This window comes from Saccharothrix tamanrassetensis, assembly GCF_014203665.1.
Lineage (GTDB): Bacteria > Actinomycetota > Actinomycetes > Mycobacteriales > Pseudonocardiaceae > Actinosynnema > Actinosynnema tamanrassetense.
The window spans coordinates 666,778-682,485 of sequence record NZ_JACHJN010000001.1 but is presented as its reverse complement, the minus strand read 5'-3'; the positions used below and the strand labels follow the sequence as shown (position 1 = coordinate 682,485).

14 protein-coding genes are annotated in these 15,708 nt (G+C 72.7%); 2 read left to right on the top strand and 12 right to left on the bottom strand.

The features are described 5' to 3' along the window. Nucleotides 1–47: 47 nt before the first annotated feature. The 5 genes from hpaE to hpaD are packed head-to-tail and all read right to left on the bottom strand — an operon-like array spanning nucleotide 48 to nucleotide 5,401. Complete coding sequence (hpaE, locus tag FHS29_RS02735) at nucleotides 48–1,550, bottom strand: 5-carboxymethyl-2-hydroxymuconate semialdehyde dehydrogenase (protein WP_184687842.1); 1,503 nt, start codon at nucleotides 1,548–1,550, stop codon at nucleotides 48–50. Next, nucleotides 1,547–2,479: a 4-hydroxy-tetrahydrodipicolinate synthase gene (dapA, locus tag FHS29_RS02730; RefSeq protein WP_184687840.1), complete on the bottom strand. Its 933-nt coding sequence runs from the start codon at nucleotides 2,477–2,479 to the stop codon at nucleotides 1,547–1,549. Before dapA ends, hpaE begins: the two co-directional genes overlap by 4 nt. Then, nucleotides 2,476–3,147, bottom strand: a complete 672-nt coding sequence (locus tag FHS29_RS02725; RefSeq protein ID WP_312864717.1) for a GntR family transcriptional regulator — start codon at nucleotides 3,145–3,147, stop codon at nucleotides 2,476–2,478. Before FHS29_RS02725 ends, dapA begins: the two co-directional genes overlap by 4 nt. Beyond that, nucleotides 3,144–4,541, bottom strand: a complete 1,398-nt coding sequence (locus FHS29_RS02720; RefSeq protein WP_184687837.1) for a fumarylacetoacetate hydrolase family protein — start codon at nucleotides 4,539–4,541, stop codon at nucleotides 3,144–3,146. Before FHS29_RS02720 ends, FHS29_RS02725 begins: the two co-directional genes overlap by 4 nt. After that, entirely contained in the window at nucleotides 4,538–5,401 is an 864-nt protein-coding gene (gene hpaD / locus FHS29_RS02715; RefSeq protein ID WP_184687835.1) for a 3,4-dihydroxyphenylacetate 2,3-dioxygenase, read from the bottom strand. The genes FHS29_RS02720 and hpaD overlap by 4 nt, the downstream gene beginning before the upstream one ends. A 261-nt stretch (nucleotides 5,402–5,662) precedes the next feature. Between hpaD and FHS29_RS02710 the strand changes: the two genes are divergently transcribed. Together FHS29_RS02710 and FHS29_RS02705 are read left to right on the top strand one after the other, a co-directional pair. Continuing rightward, on the top strand, nucleotides 5,663–6,628 hold the full coding sequence (locus tag FHS29_RS02710) for an AraC-like ligand-binding domain-containing protein (protein ID WP_184687834.1): 966 nt from the start codon (nucleotides 5,663–5,665) through the stop codon (nucleotides 6,626–6,628). Between the two features lie 87 nt (nucleotides 6,629–6,715). Next, the gene (locus FHS29_RS02705) at nucleotides 6,716–8,140 is read left to right on the top strand and encodes an aldehyde dehydrogenase family protein (protein WP_184687832.1); all 1,425 of its coding nucleotides are present in this window, start codon (nucleotides 6,716–6,718) and stop codon (nucleotides 8,138–8,140) included. A 156-nt stretch (nucleotides 8,141–8,296) separates the two neighbouring features. Here FHS29_RS02705 and FHS29_RS02700 read toward each other — a convergent pair whose 3' ends face one another. From FHS29_RS02700 to FHS29_RS02670, 7 genes are all read right to left on the bottom strand, one after another. Then, nucleotides 8,297–8,983, bottom strand: a complete 687-nt coding sequence (locus tag FHS29_RS02700; protein WP_312864716.1) for a DUF2306 domain-containing protein — start codon at nucleotides 8,981–8,983, stop codon at nucleotides 8,297–8,299. A gap of 187 nt (nucleotides 8,984–9,170) precedes the next feature. Next, the gene (locus tag FHS29_RS02695; RefSeq protein WP_184687829.1) at nucleotides 9,171–9,848 is read right to left on the bottom strand and encodes a response regulator; all 678 of its coding nucleotides are present in this window, start codon (nucleotides 9,846–9,848) and stop codon (nucleotides 9,171–9,173) included. Continuing rightward, nucleotides 9,845–10,981: a sensor histidine kinase gene (locus FHS29_RS02690; RefSeq protein WP_184687827.1), complete on the bottom strand. Its 1,137-nt coding sequence runs from the start codon at nucleotides 10,979–10,981 to the stop codon at nucleotides 9,845–9,847. Before FHS29_RS02690 ends, FHS29_RS02695 begins: the two co-directional genes overlap by 4 nt. 177 nt (nucleotides 10,982–11,158) lie before the next feature. Then, on the bottom strand, nucleotides 11,159–12,187 hold the full coding sequence (locus FHS29_RS02685) for a LuxR C-terminal-related transcriptional regulator (protein ID WP_184687825.1): 1,029 nt from the start codon (nucleotides 12,185–12,187) through the stop codon (nucleotides 11,159–11,161). Between the two features lie 142 nt (nucleotides 12,188–12,329). Beyond that, nucleotides 12,330–12,527, bottom strand: coding sequence for a hypothetical protein (locus tag FHS29_RS02680; RefSeq protein WP_184687823.1), 198 nt, complete (start codon nucleotides 12,525–12,527; stop codon nucleotides 12,330–12,332). A 95-nt stretch (nucleotides 12,528–12,622) separates the two neighbouring features. Beyond that, nucleotides 12,623–13,570 carry a LipP1 family hormone-sensitive lipase gene (gene lipP1, locus FHS29_RS02675; RefSeq protein WP_184687822.1) on the bottom strand — a complete coding sequence of 316 codons (948 nt, stop codon included), beginning with the start codon at nucleotides 13,568–13,570 and terminating at the stop codon, nucleotides 12,623–12,625. Continuing rightward, nucleotides 13,554–15,707 (bottom strand): N,N-dimethylformamidase beta subunit family domain-containing protein, encoded by a 2,154-nt coding sequence (locus FHS29_RS02670; RefSeq protein ID WP_184687820.1) that lies wholly within the window; start codon nucleotides 15,705–15,707, stop codon nucleotides 13,554–13,556. The genes lipP1 and FHS29_RS02670 overlap by 17 nt, the downstream gene beginning before the upstream one ends. Between the last annotated feature and the right edge of the window lies 1 nt (nucleotide 15,708).

Here is a 15,708-nt window from a genome sequence, read left to right as displayed (position 1 = left end):
CTTCCCCATAGCCGGCGGATGCGGGTGCGCCCGAGGTCAACGGGTGTTCACGGTCGGGCAACTCCGAAGCGCGGCCCGGTCAGGTCGCCCACCGCCACGTGCACGGCGCGCAGGTCGCTGTAGAAGTCGATGCTGTGCGCACCGCCCTCCCGGCCGACGCCGCTGGCCTTGATCCCGCCGAACGGCGTGCGCAGGTCGCGGACGTTGTGCGAGTTGACCCACACCATCCCGGACTGCACGGCCCGCGCCACGCGGTGCCCGCGCTGGAGGTCGGAGGTCCACACGTAGCCCGCGAGGCCGTACTTGGTGGCGTTGGCCAGCGCCACCGCCTCCTCCTCGGTGTCGAACGGCGTCACGCAGACGACCGGGCCGAAGATCTCCTCCTGGAACACCCGCGCGTCCGGCGCCACGTCGGCGAACACCGTGGGGGACAGGAAGTTGCCCGACGGCAGGTGCTCGGGGCGCGAGCCGCCGGCCACCAGCCGGGCCTCCTGCTTGCCGATCTCCACGTACTCCATGACCCGCGCGTAGTGCTCGGGGTGGATCAGCGCGCCCACCTCGGTCGACGGGTCCGAGGGCAGCCCGACCCGCACGGCGGACGCACGGGCGGCCAGCGCCTCCACGAACCGGTCGTAGATCTCCCGCTGCACCAGCACCCGCGAGGAGGCCGTGCAGCGCTCGCCGTTCAGCGAGAACACACCGAACACGGCGGCGTCCACGGCCCGGTCGAAGTCGGCGTCGGCGAACACCACGCACGGCGACTTGCCGCCCAGCTCCATCGACACCTCCTTGAGGTGCTCGGCAGCCGTGCGCATGATGATCTGCCCGGTGCCGCTCTCACCGGTGAACGACAGGCGCGGCACGTCCGGGTGCGCCACCAGGGCCGCGCCCGCCGACTCGCCGATGCCGTGCACCAGGTTGAACACGCCGTCCGGCACGCCCGCCTCGGCCATGATGCCCGGCAGCAGGCTCGCCGACAGCGGCGACCACTCGGCGGGCTTGAGCACCACCGTGCAGCCGGACGCCAGCGACGGCGCGAGCTTCCAGGTCTCCAGCATGAACGGCGTGTTCCACGGGGTGATCAGGCCCGCGACGCCGGCGGGCTGCCGGATCGCGTAGTTCACCTGCTTCTCGCCGACCAGGTACGCGTCCTCGTGCTGCGCCACGATCACGTCGGCGAAGTACCGGAAGTTCTCCGCTGCCCGGTGCGCCTGGCCCTTGGCCTGGGTGACCGGCAGACCGGTGTCGAAGGTCTCCAGCTCGGCCAGCCGGTCCGCGCGCGACTCGATGGCGTCGGCGATGCGGTTGAGCACCTTCGCCCGCTCGCGGTCGGACAGGCGCGGCCACGGGCCCTCGTTGAACGCCCGGCGCGCGGCGGCCACGGCGGCGTCGACGTCGGCGGGACCACCGGCGGCGACCCGGCCGTACTCGGTGTCGGTGACGGGGTCCGCGACGCCGAACGTGGCGCCGTCGACGGACGGGACGTCCTTGCCGTCGATGTGGTGCAGCAGCTCGGTGGGCAGGTCGACGGGCTTGTTCACGGTGCTCATGCGTTCACTCCCGAGGGGACGAGGAGGTCTTCGGCCTGGGCGCGCAGCGCGTTGATCCGGTCCAGGCCGGCCGGGGTGGGTTGGACCAGGGGCGGGCGGACGTGGGCGCTGGAGATGCGGCCCAGGTCGGCGAGGACGTGCTTGGCCGGGGCCGGGTTCGTCTCCACGAACAGCAGCTCCACCAGCGGGTGCAGGCGGTAGTGCAGGTCGATCGCGCCCTCGTGGTCGCCTTCGACGTACAGCTCGTACATCCGGGCCACGGCGGCGGGCGCGAGGTTGGCCAGCGCGCTGACGAACCCGCGACCGCCGATGGCCAGCAGCGGCAGGCACAGCAGCTCGATGCCCGACCACATCAGGAAGTCGCGCCCGCACTTGTGCAGCACGTGCGAGAAGTGCTCGAAGTCCTTGGTGGTCTCCTTGATGCCCACGATGTTGTCGTGGGCGTGCCGCAGCTTCGCCACGGTGTCCGGCGCGATGTCCACGGCCGTGCGCGACGGCACGTTGTAGATCACGATCGGCAGGTCGGGGAACTCCCGCGCCACCGCGTCGTACCACGCGAACAGCCCCTCCTGGGTGGGCCTGCTGTAGTACGGGGTGATGACCAGCGCGAGGTCCGCACCGAGCTTGCGCGCCTCGTCGGTCAGCTCCAGGGTGTGCTGGAGCGTCGCCGAACCCGTGCCGGGCAGGAACGGGATCGCGTCGCCGAGCTCCTCGGCCACCACCCGCATCGCCGTGACGCGCTCCTCCAGCGACTGCGCGCTGGGCTCGCCGGTCGAGCCGCCGATGGACACGCCGTGCGAACCGGACTCCTTCTGCCAGCGCACCAGCGCGCGCAGGCTGTCCGTGTCCAGCTCGCCGGTGGCGGTGAACGGCGTGACGACGGGCGCGATGGAGCCGCGGATCGACGCCGGGTCGGAACGGAACCTCATGTCGGGAACTCCCCTGAAAGCGGGGCCGGGGACCTCGTGTCCACGGCCCGGAGGGTGTTGAGCTTGTGCTCGCGGGCGAAGCGCTCCACGGCTTCGGCCGGGGCCTTGGCGCGCAGGAGTCGCAGCAGTTCGGCGTGCTCGGCGACGGACTCGTGGGCCCGACCGGGCACCAGGCTGAACGTGGTGCGCCTGCTCATGTCCAGCCGCGCCCACTCCTTGTCGATCAGCTCGCGCAGCCGGGGGTTGGGCGAGGCGCCGCACAGCAGGAGGTGGAACTCGCGGTTGAGCCGGGTGAAGCCGAGCGGGTCGAACTCCACCAGGGACGCGGCCATCAGGTCGTTCAGGTGCGCGGCGCGGTCCAGGATCGGCTTGGTGATCCGGGCGTGCGCGACGGCGTGGCCCTCCAGGAGCGCGAGCGTCTCCATGGTGTGCCGGTAGCCGTCCGGGTCGATGTGGGCGACCTGCGCGCCGACGTTCGGCTCGAAGACCACCCAGCCCTCGGCCTGCAGCCGGCGCACCGCCTCCCGCACCGGGACCGGGCTGATGCCCAGCTCCCGGGCGACGCGGTCGAACACCAGCCGGGCGCCGGGGCCGTACTGCCCCTCCACGATCCGGTCGCGCAGCGTCTCGTACGCGTACTGGGTCTTGGACCTGGTGGGGGCGGTCACTCCGACCACCGCTCGTACTCGGCGCGCTTCGCCTTGCCGAGCGGGTACAGGCCGTCGATGTGCTCGCCGTCCGCGACGCGCTCCAGGATGAAGCGCTCCTCGCGCTCCATCGCCACGGCGTCCGCCGCGACCTCGTCCACCAGCGCGGGCGGGATCAGGATGACGCCCTCGGCGTCGCCGACCAGCACGTCGCCGGGCCGCACCAGCACGCCCGCGCAGGCCACGTCCACGCCGACCTCCCACGGCACGTGCCTGCGGCCCAGGACCGCCGCGTGCGCGCCCGCGCTGTAGGCGGGCAGGTCCAGGTCGTCGAACGCCGGGCTGTCCCGCAGGCACCCGTCGGTCACCACGCCCGCCGCGCCCCGCTTGAGCGCGCGCAGCGCCAGGATGTCGCCGAGGGTGCCCGCGCCGTGGTCCTCGCGGGCGTCGATGACCAGCACCTGGCCGGGTCCGATCGACTCGACCGCGCGCTTCTGGGCGTTCATGCCGCCGCCGCGCTCGGCGAACTGGTCCTCCCGCAGCGGCAGGAACCGCAGCGTGTGGGCGGTGCCGACCATCCGCAGGTCCGGCCGGGCGGGACGCAGGCCGGTGAGGAACGTGTGGTGCAGCCCGCGCTTGCGCAGCTGGCTGGACAGCGTCGCGGTGGACACCGAGCGCAGCGCCGCCTCGGTCTCCGGCTTGATCGCCGGGACCGTGCCGCCGACGGCCGCCGCGCGGTCCTCGCGGGTGACCTTCGGGCGTGCGCCGGGGGACGCCAGCGGCTCCGCCTCGCCGACCCGGTTGCGCAGCCGCTCGGTGTCGTTGACCGCCACCTCCACCACGTCGCCGGGGGAGACGACGGTCGCGCCGGTCGGCGTGCCGGTGAGGATGATGTCGCCCGGCTCCAGCGTCACGTTCCGGCTCAGGTCGGCGATCAGGTAGGCGAAGTCGAACAACAGGTCGCCCGTGTTGTCGTCCTGCACCAGCTCGCCGTTGACCCAGGTCCGCAGCCGGAGGTCGGCCAGGTCCACCTCGCGCGGGTCCAGCAGCACCGGACCGACCGGCGTGAAGCCGTCCGCGCCCTTGGAGCGCAGGTTGGAGCCCCGGTCCGCGTAGCGCAGGTCGTGCACGCCGAAGTCGTTGGCCGCGGCGATGCCGCCGATGTACTCGGCGGCATCGCCGCGGTCGACCCGGGTCGCCCGCTTGCCGATGACGACGGCGATCTCGCCCTCGAACGCGGACAGCTCGGTGCCCTCCGGCCGCACCAGGTCGCGGCCCGACCAGGACAGCGACGACGGCGGCTTGAGGAAGTACGACGGCTCCTCCGGGAACCGGCCGCGTTCGGCGGCGCGGCTGCGGAAGTTCAGGTGCACCGCGATGATCTTGGACGGTGCCAGGCCCAGCGGGTGCGTCATGCCTTCAGCCCGTCCGGGATGGGGAAGTCCACGATCACCTGACCCGTGCCGCTGCTCGGGAAGTAGTCGCACAGCTGCTCTCCGTGACCGGAGTAGCCGTCCCAGCCGAGGATGCCGAACAGCATCGCGGTGTCGGCCATCGCGGCCTCGCCGGTGAACCGCTCGTTGTAGGCGGGCAGCGCGGACAGGAACTCCGCGATGCGGCCGGTGCGCCACTGGTCGAGGACCAGCCGGTCGGCCTGCTCGTTGATCGGGTTGCTGATCTTGTCCAGGTACTGCGAGGAGATCTCGTTCGGCGGGAACTGGTGCGACAGCGAGCCGCTGGCCAGGAACGCCACCTTCCGGTCACTGCGCAGCACCGCGCGTGCGATCGCCTCGCCGACCCGGCGGTTCTCGTCGATGGAGGAGTAGATGTTGCAACCCACCGGGACCACCGCGAGCGGGTTGCCGTCGCGGTTCATGAAGTGCATCGGCACCAGCGTCGCGTACTCCAGGCCGAGGTCCTTCACGTCGTGCACCATGGACTTCTGGCCGCCGGCGTTGATCTCCTCGCCGATCAGCTGCGCCAGCTCCTGGCAGCCGGGGTAGTCGTACTCCAGGTCGGCGATGAAGTGCGGCAGTTCGTGGGACGCGTAGCTGCCCTGGTGCCGAGCCTTCCCGTTGATGTGGAAGCTCATGCTGTTCATCCAGTGCGAATCGGCCACCACGAACGTGTCCGCGCCGCGTTCGCGCGCCCGCCGTCCCACCTCGGCCAGACCGACCTCGGCGTGCCTGCGGATGCCGTGGTGCTTGCCGGTTTGGATGGACAACCAGATCGACGGCACATGTGTGATTTTCGCTGCGAGCACGACCTCACCCATGGTCACCTCCGCATCGGGGATCGTGTAGCGGATCGAATACGATCCGTTCGCGGCACACGGTGTCGTGGCCGCTATCCAGGTTTAACAGGACGGTCCGGCATCGCCGTTGACCCGGGACGCACGGCCTTTGACTCCACGCGCACCGGGTGTCGGACGTTCACGACTCGGCAACGAACACTTGACGAACGGGCGATGGCGGACGACTGTGCCTGTCACGCAGTGTTACCCAAACCACTCGAGCGCAGGTCCTGGAGGGCAAGAATGTCCTACGTGCTGACTACAGCCGGCGTGCCTGCGACACAGCAGTTCGAGCTCTGGCAGTCGGCCGTGTCGCAGACGTTCGTGCCCCTGGAAGCCACCGCCGGCGAGCATTCGACGTTCCGCGGCCGTCTGCGCGGCCAGAACCTCGGCAGCGTCGCGGTCTACGAAGCGTCGGCGGACGCTCACACCGTGCGACGCACCGCGCGCACGATCTCCCGTGCCGCGCCGGACTACTACAAGCTGTCGCTGCAACTGCACGGAAGCGCGAAGCTCAGCCAGGACGGGCGGCAGGCCGCACTGCGCCCCGGCGACTTCGCCATCTACGACACGACCCGGCCGTACTCGCTGGCGTTCGACGACGTGTCGTCCACTTTGGTGCTGATGTTCCCCCGTTCCATGCTGTGCCTGCCCACGGGGCAGATGGAGCAGCTCACCGCCATCCGGTTCGCGGGCGGGCAGGGCGTCAGCGGGATCGTCAGCACCACCCTCGTGCAACTGGCGCGCAACATCGACGACCCGCAGGTGCACGGCAGCGTCCGGTTGGCGCGCAACGTGGTGGACCTCCTGGGCACCGCGCTGGCCGACCAGGTGGACTACACCGACGTGCCCGCCGAGACCTCCCGCGCGGCCATGCTGGTGAAGATCAAGTCCTACGTGGAGGCGCACCTGGAGGACCCGGAGCTCTCGCCCGGCGACATCGCGGCCGCGCACCACATCTCCACCCGGTACCTGCACAAGCTGTTCAGCGAGGCGGGCACCACGGTGTCCGGCTGGATCCGGCACCGCCGGCTGGAGCGCTGCGGCCAGGACCTCGCCGACCCCGGCAAGCACCAGCTGGCGATCGGCGTCATCGGGGCCCGCTGGGGCCTGGTGGACGCGTCGTACCTGAGCCGGGCGTTCAAGACGGAATACGGTTTGTCCCCCTCGGAATACCGGCGCCGCAGCGTCGAACACCGGGCGCGCTGACGGTCAAACGCCGTGCGCCCGCAGCCAAGCTTTCGGGTCGCACGGCACCCGACACTGGCCACGATCAGCCAGTGGAGGGGAGTCGACATGCGCGCGACAGGTCTTTACATCGGCGGCCAGTGGACCGCCGGGGCAGGGGAGTTCACCACCACCGACCCCGCCACCGACGAGCAGTTGGCGGTCTGCGCCGACGCGAGTGCGGCGGACGTGGACAACGCCGTGGCCGCCGCGCGGGAAGCGCTGCCCCGTTGGGCGGCGACGCCGGCGACCGAGCGGGCGGCGATGCTGTGGCGGCTGGCCGAGCTGATCGAGGCCGACGCGGAGAAGCTGGCCGAGCTGGAGACCCGCGACCAGGGTCAGCCGCTGGGCGTGGCGCGGGCGGTCAGCGTCACCGGCGCGGCCGAGCACTTCCGCTACTTCGCCGGCTGGGCGACCAAGCTGGACGGCGCGGTGCGCTCGGTGTCGTTCCCGGACACCCTCCAGTTCGACCGCCGCGTGCCGGTCGGCGTGTGCGCCCTGATCGCACCGTGGAACTTCCCGCTGATGATCATGGCGTGGAAGCTCGCACCGGCACTGGCCTGCGGCAACACCACCGTGCTGAAGCCCGCCGAGCAGACGCCGCTGACCACCGTGCGGCTGGTCGAGCTGTGCGCCGAGGCGGGCTTCCCGGCCGGCGTGGTGAACCTGGTGACCGGCGGTCCGGAGACCGGCAAGGCCCTGGTCCGCCACCCCGGCGTGGACAAGGTGTCGTTCACCGGCTCGACGTCGGTCGGCCAGGACATCGTGGCGGCGTCGGCGGCCGACCTCAAGCGCGTGACGCTGGAACTGGGCGGCAAGACGCCGACCATCATCGGCCGGGACGCCGACATCGACGCGGCGGTGGCCGGCACGGTGGCGGGCGGGCTGCTCAACAGCGGCCAGGTGTGCGCGGCCTACGCGCGGATGTACGTCGACCACGCACGGCAGGACGAGTTCACCTCCAAGCTCGCCTCCGCGGTCTCCGGCCTGCGGCTGGGCGCCGGTCTGCACCCCGACACCGACCTGGGCCCGCTGGTCAGCTCCGAGCACCGGAACCGCGTGGACGGCTTCGTGCGGGGCGCGGTGGCCGAGGGAGCGGAGCTGGTGGCCGGCGGGTCGCCCGCCGAGGGCCCCGGCCACTTCTACCGGCCGACGGTCTTCGGCTCGGTCCGGGACAGCATGGCCATCGCCCGCGAAGAGGTCTTCGGACCGGTGCTGGCAGTGCTGGACTACGACGACGAGGACGAACTGCTGGCCCGCGTCAACGACTCGCCGTACGGCCTGGCGGCCTCGGTGTGGAGCAACGACCTCCGCACCGCCCACCGCCTGGCCGACGGCATCCGCGCCGGGGCGGTCTTCGTCAACATGCCGTGCATCCCGGACGCGGCGGCGCCGTGGGGCGGCTTCCGGTCCAGCGGGTGGGGACGTGAGATGGGGCCGTACGCGATCGACGCGTACACCGAGATCAAGGGCATCTGGATGCACCACGGCTGAGCTCTCCCGGTGAACCCGAACGGCCCGACGCGCTCTCCCCGCGTCGGGCCGTTCGCATTCCGGTCCGACCGGTGCACCGGTCGGACCGTTGCCCTCCCCGACCCGATCGTCGGCCGGGCCGGCCGGAGTTCGCGGTGATCGACTCCGGTACCACTGTCAACCGGTTGCCGTCGGCGCGCCGGAAGCGTTGACGTGGGCCGCGGGGACACGCGCCGACCTGGCCGGCCGCCTGCGGATGAGCCATTCCGCCACGGCGAGGTTGACCACCCAGCCCGCGCCCAGGAGCATCGCCCTGGCGAACTCGCCGGGAGCGCCGACCACCAGCACCCACGGCAAGGTGGTCAGCACCTGCGTGCCCGCGCCCTGGCCGATCGCGTAGCCGCGGATCATCCACGCCCGGTGCCGGGCGACGTCCCGCCGCCGTATCGCGGCGAAGCCGAGGACGACGGACACGGCCATGGCGGAGCCGAACACCAGCCGGAAGGCCGCCAGGAGATCGCCGTCGCCGTCGGCACGGGCGTAGTACAGCGTCATCCACAGGCCGGTGAGCGCCGCGGCGAGGCCGGCGGGGACCAGGAGCCGGCCGAGGGCGCGGTGCCTGCCCGGCCTTCGCCGGCGGAACCCGGGCGCGAACTGGAAGGCCCCCGCGACGCAGTACAGGACGGCGCACACGATGTGCACCACCACCGGCAGGGGCGCGGCGAGGAACCGCGCGTTCTCCGACGTGACCTCCGCGCCGCCGGCCAGCTCGGTCAGGCGGACCGCGCCGGCGACCACCGGGACTGCGGTGAGCAGGATCAGCGCGGCGGGTACGGGCCACTCGGCCCTGGTGGAGGAGGTCACGGCGAAGGCCCTTCTTCGTTCCGGTCGCCCGTCGGCGGGCGACCGGCGCCACGTCGGCGTGCTGCCGTCGTCGTGACCCGAGTCTGACGACCTACGTGGTGCCGACCCATCGGGAGAAGGGCTCGGGTCGAGCCGTCTCATCGGGCAGGGCGGAGTAGTACTTTCGGCCGTGAGGCGCCATCGCGGGTCACCGCTCCGGGCGGCCGAACCCGCTGCGGACGCGGTCGGTCTCGTAGGCCCACATGGCGATCTCCACGCGGTTGCGGACGCCGAGCTTGGCCATCAGGCTCGCGATGTGCGTCTTGACCGTGCTCAGGGAGATGTGCAGCTCGTCCGCGATCTCGCTGTTGGTCCGCCCCCGCGCCACGGTGGTGAGGACCTGCTCCTCGCGGTCCGTGAGCGGATCGACGGGGTGCGCGGGCGGTGAGACGGGCCCGGCGGCGGCGAACGTCTTGAGCAGCCGTGCGGTGATGCTGGGGGCGATGAGCGCGTCGCCGTCGGCGGCGGCGTGGACCGCTTGGGCGAGCAGGGCGGGTCCGGCGTCCTTGAGCAGGAAGCCCAGAGCGCCGGCCCGGAGCGCGGCGTAGACGTACTCGTCCAGGTCGAAGGTGGTGATGACGACGACGGCGAGGGGGTCGTCGACCCCGGGCCCGGCCAGCAGGCGGGTGGCCTCGATGCCGTCCACACCGGGCATGCGGATGTCGAACAGGCACACGTCGGGGCGCAGCCGGCGCGCGAGTTCCACGGCGCGCCGGCCGTCGGCGGCCGCGCCGACGACCTCGATGTCCGGTTGCGCGTCCAGGATCATGGTGAGCCCGGTGCGGACGATCTCCTGGTCGTCGGCGACGACCACCCGGATGCTCATGCGGCCGACCCGGTCCGGGGCACGGTGGCGGTCACGGTCCAGCCCCGATCGGCGTCGGGGCCCGCGGTGCACGTGCCGCCGAGCAGGTCGACGCGTTCGAACATGCCGACGAGCCCGTACCCGGGCGACGCGGTCGATCGCGCGGGCCCGTCACCGTCGTCGCTCACCCGCAGGTGCACCGACGTGTCGTCGGCGGTGACCCGGACCTCGATGCGGGTGGCGTGACGGGCATGTCGTCGCGCGTTGGTGACCGATTCCTGGGCGAGGCGGTAGACCGCGGCGCCGACCGACGGGTGGACGTCGTCGAGGTCGCCGGAGACGCCCACCTCGACCGTCGGGCCGGTGCGGGTCCGGGTCGCGAGCCGCCCGAGGTCGGCGATGCGCGGGTCGGGCGCCAGGTCCACGGGCTGGTCCCGCCGCAGGACCCGCACCATCGCGCGCATCTCGGCGAGCGCGCGCGAGGCCTCGGCCTCGATCACGCGCAGCGCGTCGGCCGCGGCGCCCGGCTGCGACACCGAGGTCGCCAGGCCCGCCTGGGCGCGGATCGCGATCGCCGACACGTGATGGGCGACCGTGTCGTGCAGGTCCCGGGCCAGCCGTTCCCGTTCCAGCAGCTTGGCCTGGTCGAGTTCGCGCATCCGCGACCGGGCCCGGTACCGCACCGCCGCGCCGAGGGCGACGGCCGAGACCACCACGGCCAGCCCACCGGTCGCGTCGGCGAGGCCGGGGTCGCGCACGGCCATGGACAGGCAGGCGCCGCCGAGCACGACCACCAGGCCGGTCACGGCCTCGCGTCCGGACCCCCACCTGATCACCGAGTACACCAGGACCAGCAGGAAGGCCGTCGTGTACGGCTCTTCGCGGTTCCCGCCCGTGATCAGCGAGACCAGGCTCGTCGTGCCGAAGGCGACGGCGAGCATCGGCAGCGGTCGGGTCCGGCGCCACAGCAACGTCGGAACCAGCCCGACGACGACGATCACCGAAAGGGTCCGCCACGGGAGTTCCGGTCGGAGAGCGCCTTCGAGGATCGCCGCCGGCACGAGCACGCCGACGAGCGCCCAGTCCCGCCACACCCGTGGCGGCGCGTGGTGGGGACGGGGCTCATCCCACGTGGAGCGGAGAAGATCCTGCACCCGGTGATGGTACGTAGGCGCGGCTGTCGACGACCCCGTGAGCAGAGCCTGACGACGGCGGGGCGGAACCGGCTGCATCCTGACGCCCGAGGATCCGTAGGCCTCGGTGCACCTCGGACCCGGCACGCTTCGGCCCCGGAACGCCCTCGATCCGGTACGCCTCAGATCCGGTACGTCTCAGATCCAGTACGGGTCGGCGCCGCGGGTCAGGCGGGTCAGGGAACCGACGCCGCTGGGGTCCGGGGACGGCCGCACGAAGCCCGCCCTGGCGGCGATGCCGGCGGCCTCGCCGCGCGACTGGCAGTCGAGCTTGGTCAGCAGGCGCTCGACGTAGGTCTCCACGGTGCGGCGGCTGACCACCAGGCTCTCCGCGATCGCCTGGTTGGACAGGCCGGCCACCAGGCCGGTCGCGATGTCCAGTTCGCGGGCGGTCAGGCCGGACGGGTTCTCGAACGGGGTGCAGGCCGCCACGACGCCGTTGCGCGGGCCGTCGACGATCCTGAGCAGGCGCACCCGGTACCAGCCGTCCTTCGCGGGCCACAGGAACGGCACGGTGCGCACGCCCAGGACGGCGAACGACTCGGCCAGCGCGCGCAGGGCCGGGTCGCCGGCGATGGGGACGGGGGAGCGGCCGGTCACCGGGCCGGAGGCGGGCACCAGCCAGCTGGCCGTCCACTCCGGACCGAACCACGCGTCGAACGTGGGGCAGTGCAACGGGTCCACCCGGCGCGCGAGGGCCGAGCCGACCTGCGCCACGAAGCGGCGGGCCTCCTCGTCGAACGCCGCGCGGACCGGCGCGTTGGCGTGCAGCACGCCCACCACCTGGGGGTTGCCGCCCAGTCGCAGCACCGCCGAGAGCCCGTCCTCGAACCCGGCCGGGCGCAGCCGCTCCTGGTAGTGCGGAGAGTCGCGGAAGTTGTGCGGCATGTCGTCCATGAGCAGCGGCACGGCCGAGTCGAACAGCTGGCCGCCCCAGCGGGTGCGCGGCAGCTCGTGCGCCAGTTCCCGGCTGGTCGAACGGTTGTAGCCGTCCTCGGCCATCACCACGAAGCCTCGCGACACCGGATCCCAGCCGGTGATCTGCACGGCGCACATCTCCGGCAGCGCCATGCGCAGGGCGGCGAACACCTCGCCCCACTCCACGGCGGCACCACTGCCCAGGGCGGAGCCGATGCGCACCGCCGAGGCCACTTTCGTGGTGTCCATCGCGCCTCCTACGTAGGCGCACAACCTACGGTGTGTGACGTGACCCCGGCAATAGCCGAATCCGCCGCGCACGTCAAGATGCGCTGCGGGGCAACGGGGTTCCCGGCTGCGGACCGGAATGACCGTCAGTTACCTGAAGGGTCTACCACATCCCGGTCCGACCGAAGATCACCACCGCCGCACGCGGTTCCGCACCCCGCTGCCCGGCCCGCCGGACGGCGGTCGCGACCTGCTCCGATCGGCTCAACCCGTTGGCACCGAACAGCACCGTCGTGTTCTGCCTACCCCACCCCGGTACCGCCACCGCGCCGATCCGGAACGGCAGTCGGTCCAACTGCACGCGGACCGACCAGGGAAGCGTGGAACCACAGCGCTGCCGAGTGCCGGTGCGCCCACCTCGAGCTCGGCGGCGTCGATCCGGCGCTCGCGGGATGGTCATCGCACGGCTTCCTGGGCGAACGCGGCCCGCAACGCGGCGGCGGCGCGGGCGTGGGCTTCGGCCGAGATGCTGAGCTGGTCGACGAGCAGGGCGAAGAAACCGTGGATCTGTCCCTCGTAGCGGACCAGCGTCACCGGCACGCCCGCGTCCAGCAACCGGTGCGCGTACTCCTCGCCCTCGTCGCGCAGCGGGTCGAACTCGGCCGTCATCACCAGCGCGGCGGGCAGCCCGCGGAGGTGGGAGGCCGCCAGCGGCGAGAGGTACGGGTCGTTGAGGTCGTCGGGGTCGCGCGGGTACTGCTGGAAGAACCACTCCATGCTCTCGCGGTCGAGGAAGTGCCCGCGCCCGTAGTCCACATAGGACGCGCGGTCGCTGGGCGGGGCCATCACCGGAGCGGCCAGCAGCTGCAACGAGATCGGCGGGCCGTCGTGGTCGCGGGCCATCAGCGACACCACGGCGGCCAGGTTGCCGCCCGCGCTCTCCCCGCCGACCGCGATCCGGCCGTCCGCGCCGATCTCCGCCCCGTGCGCCGCGACCCAGTTCAGCGCGGCGTACGCGTCCTCGGCGGCGGCCGGGTAGCGGTGCTCGGGCGCGAGCCGGTAGTCCACCGACACCACGTTCATGCCCACCGCGTTGCACAGCACCCGGCAGGTGGCGTCGTTCTCGTCCAGCGACCCGATCACCCAGCCGCCGCCGTGGTACCAGACCAGCGTGGGGAACGGCCCGTCGCCGTGCGGCGCGTACACCCGCACCGGGATCGCGCCCGCCGGGCCGGGGATGGCGCGGTCGACCACCGAGTCGACCTGCTCCGGGTTCGGCGACGGCCGCCAGACCTCGGCGAACGCGGCGCGCAGCCGCGCGGGCGAGACCTCGCCGGCCGGCACCAGGCCGCCCAGGGCGTCGGTGGCGTCGATCACCGCTCTGGCTTCAGGGTGCAGCGGCATCGGGCTCGTCCTCCGTGTCCGGTCCCACGCCGAACCACCGCAGGGCGGCGGCGGTGAGGCGGGAGACGTCGTTGTCGTCCTTGTCGTGGGACAACGCGCCGCACCAGCCGATGGACCCGGTCGCGAACACCGCGCCCCCGCCGGGTGTGTGCAGCAGCGTCAGGTCGGCCCGCCGGCGGTCCACCGGGTCGCCGAACGGGTGCGGCGTGGTCGGGCCGGTGTCGGCGGACACGTAGGTGTCGCCGAGCATCGCCCGGCCCAGCAGCACGGTGTTCGGCGGGCTGCCCAGCAGCGGGTCGATGCCGTCGGTCTCGAACGCCGCCGCGCCGCCGAGCACCACGCCGAAGTCGCCCAGCGGCTGGGTGATCCCGTCGAGCAGCGGGTGCGGGCCGACCAGGTCGTAGGAGCCGCCGGTCTGCAGACCCGCCGCCGTGGTGCCGATGCCGAACAGCCGGTGCGGCGCGCGACCGCGTTCCTGCCACAGGCCACCCGGCTCGCCGGTCGCGGCGAGGTGCAGCTCGCCCGGCTCCGACTCCCACATCCGCACGCCCGCGTAGCCGCGCCGCACCTCGACCAGGTACGGCTTGGCCGGGTGGATCGCGGTGACCCAGTACGCGCCGTTGCCGCCGAGGTAGCCCAGCTTCCCGCCGCCGTACAGGTACGAGGTCACCGCGTCGAGCATCGACCCGGTCCAGTACTCCGGGTGGCTGCCGGTGACCACGCCCCGGTAGCCCGCCAGCGCGGCCAGGCCCTCGGCGTGCAGGTCGTGGTCGGTGACCACGTCGAACGCGAAGCCCTGCCGCCGCAGCCAGCCCACCAGGTGCAGGTCCTCGCTGTACTGGTGCGGCGCGCGGGCGTGCCGGAACACGTGGTCGTCGCGCACGCCCAGCAGCGGCCGGCGCAGCGACGCGGTGGCCACGCCGCTGCCGTCGGTGTGCCGGTCGTACGGGCTGTGCAGCAGGTTGTCCCGGGCGAACGGCGCGGCCACCTCCGCCGGGTCCTCCGGCAGGAACGGCTGGTGCACGTGCTCCAGCGCGTAGGTGAGGTAGCTCAGCGTCGGCACCAGGAACGCCAGCTTCGCCCGCGGCTCGCGGGGCCGGACGAAGAACGGCAGCCGGTCCACGCCCTCGGACGTCTCCAGCTCCACCGCGTAGCAGCCGCTCGGCAGGTCCTCCGGCAGGGCGATCTCCAGCACCGGATCCCAGCCGCAGTCGGCCAGGTCGTCGGAGTGGAAGTGCACCGCCGAGTAGCCCCGGTCCGCGTACCGCCAGTCCAGCACGTCGCCGGTCCAGTCGTGCCCGGTGACGCCGCGCTGCGGGTGGTTGTGCAGCGTCCCGTGCCGGCCGTCCACCAGCTCCAGCAGCGTGTCGCCGCCGATGTCCTCGGACAGGTCCCAGTGCGCCCGCGCGCCCAGGTGCCACGCGGACCGCGTGTCGGCGGCCAGCCAGTCCAGGTCGGTGCGCACCTCGGTGAACACCGTCGGACCGTCGAGCTTGCCGTCGAAGTGCCCGCCGAGCCGCCCGTTGACCCGGCGGGCGGCGAACAGCATCGGTGCTCCGCCGGTCACCATCGGGCCCGCCGAGGCGGTGGTGGTCACCGACCGGCTCTCGTCGGCGAGCGGGTCGCGCGGCCGGACCTCCAGTCGCGCGCCGTCCGCGTCGTACCCGCCGACCACCAGGTACCAGCGGCGCAGCCGCAGCACCGGACCGGTGACCCGGACGATGCCCCGGTGCGTGCGCACCGCGAACTCCGGCGTGCCGTCCGCCCGCAGCACCAGTTCCGCGTACGGCCCGTCGGCCGCGTCGCCCTGGCTGACCAGCCCGGCGCGGGAGTCGTGGAACGCCGTCGGCCAGACCCACACCGCGAACGACACCGCCTCGCCGAGCGCGGGCGGGCGCGGTACCAGCCCGTACGAGCCGTGGTCGAAGTCCTGGTGCGGCACGGGAACCCGGTCCGGCAGGTCGATGTCCACGGGTGTGCGCACGGGTGCCGTGCCGTCGTGGTCGATGTGCAGCACCCGCACCCGTGCGTCCGGTGTGGACGCGCTGGCGTGTACCGCGATCCGCTCCCCGGGGCGTGCGTTCAGCCGGTCGGTGTAGCCCACGACGGGGGCGCAGGTGTGGTCGACGGGTGACATG